Source organism: Bacteroidota bacterium (assembly GCA_039111535.1).
Lineage (GTDB): Bacteria > Bacteroidota > Rhodothermia > Rhodothermales > JAHQVL01 > JBCCIM01.
This window is the reverse complement of the sequence record JBCCIM010000284.1, coordinates 1-6012: the sequence shown is the minus strand read 5'-3', so window position 1 is coordinate 6012 and position 6012 is coordinate 1. Positions and strand designations below refer to the sequence as shown.

The window sequence follows — 6012 nt, the reverse complement described above, 5'->3', positions numbered from 1 at the left end:
TGGTATTAGCCTCGGGGGTACCACGGGGTATGCCATCAATCCGGCTCGTGACCTTGGCCCCCGCATCATGCACGCCATTTTGCCCATAAGCAACAAAGGCAGCAGCGACTGGGGGTATTCCTGGATTCCAATTGTTGGCCCTATTGCCGGCGCCTTGCTTGCCGGCGGTCTCTACCTGGGCCTTTAAACAACCTGCTGAATACTTTATACGGATCGGATAGCACGGCTATTCGATCCGTATAACTTTAAACTCTTAAGCAAAGAAATCCGAACGGATTTAGGGAGGTACGCCCTAGAAGTAAACACGTGCTCGAAGAAACGCACCCAACCGTTCCCCGCCAAAGGCTTTTCCATCTTCACCAGCATAGACAAGTCCGTTAAACAACAAGTCTACATTCTCTGCAAAAGCATAGGCGAGTGAAGGGACAAGCACTGCGCTCCCGTCCCCACTAACCAGCGTCGCAAGCCCGACATTCCACAACTGGTATTGATCAATGGGATGTAATACAGCCCCGTAAAAAGTCCATTCATTAATGGTGCGCAAGACACCCGACAATGAACCAGCCCATTGCCCAGCTGTGTAGGGCGCGCCACGCCCCCCTCGGCCGTTGTAATGCGCTTCAGCCATTAGCAGGGTGCCATTGCCTACCGTGTAATTTGTACCGGCCGTAAGCTCGACCCAATCCACCGTATCCATATCCGACCAGGTAGCTTCCAGCCAGGCGCCCAGCCCTAGCAGGGTGCCGGTTATATCTCCGCCAACCGTTACCCGCTGCTGCCGATCGGGTGCAAAAAGTTGAAGCCCAACGGTAAGCGGCTGTTCCTCAAGAACGGCAAGCAGGAGAGATGTATCAAAGCCTTTTATATGATGCCGCACGCGGAGCAATTTGCCACTCTCCGCCAGCCCCCCATCCGGCACAAAACCCACCAGCACATCGCTGAGTGGCCCAAGTTGCATAGCCAGGGTCAGCGCACCGATCCCTTCGCGCTCATACCCTGGCTCAAGGGCATTTTTAGGGCGAAATAATTCAGTAGGATTAAAGACCAGCCCAGCCCCCCAGGCCAGGTACTGTTTACCAACGGTAATATCAAACGGACCGGGTCGCAGCTTTATATATGCGTGATTAAGAAAGAGTTGATCCTCTATGGGCAAAGAGAGGGTGTCCGCAAAGGCGTCGAGAAATGCTGGCAGGACGTCTCGTAGCTGAATGCGTGTATCACCGCGGAATATCTGCCACACCGGAGCGATAGACACCTGCGTGCGCTTGCCGGCACGGGCAGACACATCAGCCCGTACGCGGTCGTAATCGAGATGGGTCCAGTTGCCTTCGGCATAAGACACGCTGTACTGGTGCTCCAGATACCCATGAATGCGCGCAGACGTTTGCGCATGGGCTAACGGTACAACACCAACAATCAACACAACCAGCAGGATACCGGCCCTGCGCAGCCGGAGGAAGTTACGGGCCATCTTCGAGATTCCGGAGGGTGAATAGCGCATCGTCTACCGGTACATCCAATTCTAATTCCAGGACCTGCAAGGTAGTATTCGTATCGCGCTGCAAAGCGTTATCAAGCTCCGTACGAAAGGGATACCACCTGTTACCCAGCTTCCGTACATCACCCAGAGTTGCCGTTTTGAGCAGCTTGCCACTTTTGGCAAACCGTTCTTCTTTGAGCGGCACCCAGCGTTCTGCATCTACCCATATGCGGCGCATCGGATACGCAAGATTTTTCTTTTTGCCGGTCAGGTACAGCACATAAGCCTGCCGACCTTCAAAAGCTTCCTCCTTTTCGATAACCGCCTCGTAGTCGTCAACCATACTGGGCTGCTCGCTGGCATCTCCATAAGAGAAGTCGCTCCCCATCATCCCTTGGCGCAACATGTGTCCCTGAATGCGCACACTCTTGCCCACGCGAGGCAGGTAGATCCACATGTTTTCTTCCAGGCGGAGGTAGCGACTGCCGGCATCGCGCGCCGGTGAGGTAAACTCGAGAAACGATTGATCTGCACCTACACTCCAAGAGACAAACTCAAGTGTTCGCGCATCTCCTTCCCGGTAGTTGATAACCATCTCCGCGCGCATCTCAGCGGTTTCGATGGTCATGTTCCGATCGATACGCTCAAGTATTTCAACAGGCGTAGGCTGGGCAAGCACAGGTGAGACGTTGCCGTTCACCCCAATCATTACAACAATCGCTACAAATGCAGTGATCAGTCTGGCTTTGATGTTCATAAAACAATACCTCGCTTATTTGCGCAACGCTTCAGCAGGACGCTTACGGGTGGCACGCCAGGCAGGATACAGCGCAGCCAATCCTGCTGCCAATACACCGAGCACAATACTGGTAAACAAATACCCCAGGGTCCAGTCCGGATAGACGATGCCCTGAAACGGCAACTCGATGTCGCCCATTGCCTCTGTCATGTCCAGGCCGTTAAACTCAAACCAAAGCGTAATAGCGGTTGAAATGGCACCCCCAATCAAGGCACCTATCAACCCGATGATCGCGCCTTCCGTTACAATAAGGCGGATGATATCAGTGTTTCGCATGCCCATCGCGGCCATCATGCCCAGTTCTTGCGTGCGCTCCATCACCGTCATCAGCATCGTGTTTACGATCACCAGACCTGCCATAAGCATCAAGATGAACAAAATGGCATTCGAGATGGGTTTGTTTTTCTCCAGCAGTAAGAGGAGCGGCCCCTGTGTTTTCCAGGATAATACTTCTACGTCATCAGAAAGGACTGGTGCGACAGCTGCCTTGAGATCGGCAACCAGCGAATCAGCCAGCAACGGATCATCTGCAAACACGACAATCTCGGTTGTTGCATCGGGCAAATCGGTCATCAACTGCACCTGGTCGATTGCTGTCATGATGAAACGGTTATCCAGATGCCCGAGTCCCGACACACCAATCGCGGTGATAACCCCGCGCATGCCGCTCATGGAGCGGTAGGCATTCTGCCCAAGCAGGATGAGGGTGTCACCCAAAGCTACTTCGAGCTTTTCGGCAAAACCTTTGCCAATCATCAGTTCAGCAGCACCGGCAGCGGGTAGCCGGCCTTCCACAACCATATCAGTCGGATTGAAGTAATTGCCTTCACGCTCGAAGTCCAGACCAAACAACAAACCCGGTTTGTTGGACCCCGCGCCGTCTACAAGTACAGCGGTACGAATACGGGGAAGAGCTTCTTCTACATGCGGCGCATTCCGTAGTACTTGCAACACTTCCGTCAGATTATCCAAATTCAAATGCAGTGGCATGGAGCGCTCTTTCTTCATGTAGCCGGCCTGCCGCAACCGTACATGCCCCGACTCAGTACGCGCATAAGTATCGAGGATATTATCCATAAACCCGCCCAGATAAGACAGGCCAAATATCATCGCACCCACGGCCACAATAACCGCAGAAACCGTGAGCAACGTGCGACGTGTGTTTCGGCGCGTGTTGCGCCAGGCCATGTGCAAGAACGGAATTGCGCGTTTGATGCTAGACATACCGTAGCGCCTCCGCCGGGTCTTGCCGGCTTGCGCGGGCAGCTGGATAAAAAGACGCGAGTGCAGCAAGGAGGCCTGTTGCGAGCCACGCCGGAATAATAAAGCCGGGTGCCATGGCCATGTAAAAAATATCGCGAATCGGATAACCGGTATCCAGGTCTCCGTACATCGCTGCCAGATCAATACCGTTGACTGAAAAATACCCTATCACAAGCAAAGCAACCCCTGTCCCAACTGCCCCACCCAGCAAACCCATCAAGGCGCCTTCCGCCATGAACAAATGCCGAATGCCACGCCCACGCAATCCAATTGCCATGAGGGTCCCAATTTCACGCGTTCGCTCAAAAGCGGCCATGAGAATGGTGTTGGTGATGCCAACAATGGCAATCAATACGAAGAGGCCAAGCATGATGGTACTGCTCATCCGCTTTGTCTCCACCAGCGTCATAAAATCCTCTTCCACTTCTTGCCAGCTTTTCACTTCCACCCGTTCATCCGCTTGAATAGCAGATTTAATGCGCGCCATCGTTGCAGCTTCGCCGGCTGATTGAGAGAAACGAATGGCCAATTCGGTGGCCTCCGCGTCCATGTCCAGCATGTAACGCGCAGTTGCCAGTGGCATCATGAACGTATTCTGATCGATCAGCGGATTGCCTGTACCCACGAGGCCAACAATGGGTAGATCCAACGCCTCATAAGCGCCATTTTTATTTTTAGCGAGCACCGTGAGCCAATCGCCGACAGCTACTTCAAAAAAATCTGCGAGTCCGCTACCAAGTAACATCCCCTCTTCTTCGGGCTGGAGGTAGGTGCCAGCGACAATCGCATCGCTCATCTTGAACACCGTATCGTCCCCATCATCAACCTTAATGCCCATGCCAAAGCAGGAAATGAGATCAACACCATTGGACAACTGTCCGGAAAAACTTAGCCGGGGTGAGGCGCCGGCGATACCGGCCACATCGCGGATACGTGCCTGGACGTCTTCCGGATTGCTGAGGGGAAAATCTAGCGAAAAGTCTTCGCGCTCTTCAAAATAGCCGGCTGCATAGAGTTTGGCGTGCGCCGTCTGGTAATTGATCAGGTTGTCAAAAGACTGGTCTTCCAATCCGACAAGCATGGCATAGCTGAGCTGGAGCAAGAAGACTGCAAACGCAACGGTGATCGCAGAAATCCAGGTGCGCTTTTTATTCCTGGCCAAATTCCGCCAGGCAAGCTTGAACAGCGTGGTGAACTTCAAAACGCCGGGGATTGTTTGCTCAGGCATATGTACCTCCCGAAGCCGTTTCCTCGGATTCAATTTTACCATCGCGCAAATGGATTACGCGCGTTGCGTGTTTCATAACCAGCGGGTCGTGCGTTGAGAATACAAAGGTAGTCCCGTGCTGCTGGTTCATCACTTCCATAATGGCGATGATCTCTTCAGCCGTGGTGCTATCGAGGTTGGCTGTCGGCTCGTCTGCCAGCACAAGGGTCGGATTCTTCACCAGGGCGCGGGCAATCGCAACGCGCTGCTGTTGTCCACCACTTAGTTCAGAAGGATACCGGTCCCCTAGTTCGCCAATCCCGACGTCATCCAGCATGGCTTGTATGCGGTTGTCTCGGGTTGCCTTATCGCTTACACCCTGGAGTTGCAAAGGCAAGGCAACGTTTTCAGCAGCGGTGAGCACCGGGACCAGATTAAAGCTCTGGAAAACAAATCCCAGGTGGCTGTTGCGAAAATCGGCCAGGTCAGTTGCAGAGCGGCCGGCGGTGGCGGCATCGCCAATCCATATATTGCCAGCCGTTGGCGTATCCAGCGCGCCAATCAAGTTGAGCAGCGTGGTTTTCCCTGACCCTGATGGGCCAACCAGCGCGAGAAAAGCGCCTGCGTGGATGTCAAGGGTTACGCCGCGAACAGCCCGCACTTTCAAATCTCCTACTTCGTACGTCTTTTCTACATCCACAAGTTTGGCTGCAGTTTCCATAGGTCATCTTCGCTGTAGTTGGTGGGACAGCAACCGCAGGTGCCGGCGTGATGGCATTCAGCCGCAATTAGCGGTTGTGCAACAGCAATGGTTGCATCAGCTGATGAATATAAAAGGTGGCACCCTAAAATGTTCTGTTGTGCCACGCAAACAGGGATTGCCTTACACACATTTCAGCGCCCCACCGCCACGCGGCAAACCGGCATCATAGCACTTAGAGGTTGAAGGCGCTGCGCTATGAGGTAACATCGAAGCACGCCGTTTTACAAAAAAAATTACCGACTTCACCGTTATGTTACAATTTGCATATTGATTGCACATATATTGCACATTATATTATGTGCACCTAATGTTTGGCAGTGGATACATTTCCGCTACGCAGATATAGCTAGTTTAGAGAGAGAAGGGAAACAAATAGCAGTCAAAGAAGCCAATGGCATTGTTTACCTCTCTGCCTGAAGACATGGCAGGCTGTGGCTGTGAAGCGTGTGACTGCTGAAGAAGCTGGATGGGGAGCTGATCTAACTTGAAGCCTTGTTGAT

The 6012-nt window shown here is 53.1% G+C and carries 6 protein-coding genes; 1 reads left to right on the top strand and 5 read right to left on the bottom strand.

The features are described from left to right. A partial coding sequence (locus AAF564_25515; protein MEM8488929.1) for an aquaporin occupies window positions 1–187 on the top strand: 187 nt, incomplete at its 5' end. Between the two features lie 105 nt (window positions 188–292). Here AAF564_25515 and AAF564_25510 read toward each other — a convergent pair. Genes AAF564_25510 through AAF564_25490 form a run of 5 tightly spaced genes read right to left on the bottom strand, consistent with a single transcriptional unit; the run spans window position 293 to window position 5470 of the window. Continuing rightward, the gene (locus AAF564_25510; protein ID MEM8488928.1) at window positions 293–1471 is read right to left on the bottom strand and encodes a hypothetical protein; all 1179 of its coding nucleotides are present in this window, start codon (window positions 1469–1471) and stop codon (window positions 293–295) included. Then, window positions 1461–2237, bottom strand: coding sequence for an outer membrane lipoprotein-sorting protein (locus tag AAF564_25505; protein MEM8488927.1), 777 nt, complete (start codon window positions 2235–2237; stop codon window positions 1461–1463). Before AAF564_25505 ends, AAF564_25510 begins: the two co-directional genes overlap by 11 nt. 15 nt (window positions 2238–2252) lie before the next feature. Continuing rightward, complete coding sequence (locus AAF564_25500; GenBank protein ID MEM8488926.1) at window positions 2253–3503, bottom strand: FtsX-like permease family protein; 1251 nt, start codon at window positions 3501–3503, stop codon at window positions 2253–2255. Then, entirely contained in the window at window positions 3496–4770 is a 1275-nt protein-coding gene (locus AAF564_25495; protein ID MEM8488925.1) for an FtsX-like permease family protein, read from the bottom strand. The genes AAF564_25500 and AAF564_25495 overlap by 8 nt, the downstream gene beginning before the upstream one ends. Continuing rightward, a complete protein-coding gene (locus AAF564_25490) occupies window positions 4763–5470 on the bottom strand; it encodes an ABC transporter ATP-binding protein (GenBank protein ID MEM8488924.1) in 708 nt (235 codons plus the stop codon). Before AAF564_25490 ends, AAF564_25495 begins: the two co-directional genes overlap by 8 nt. Window positions 5471–6012: the final 542 nt, after the last annotated feature.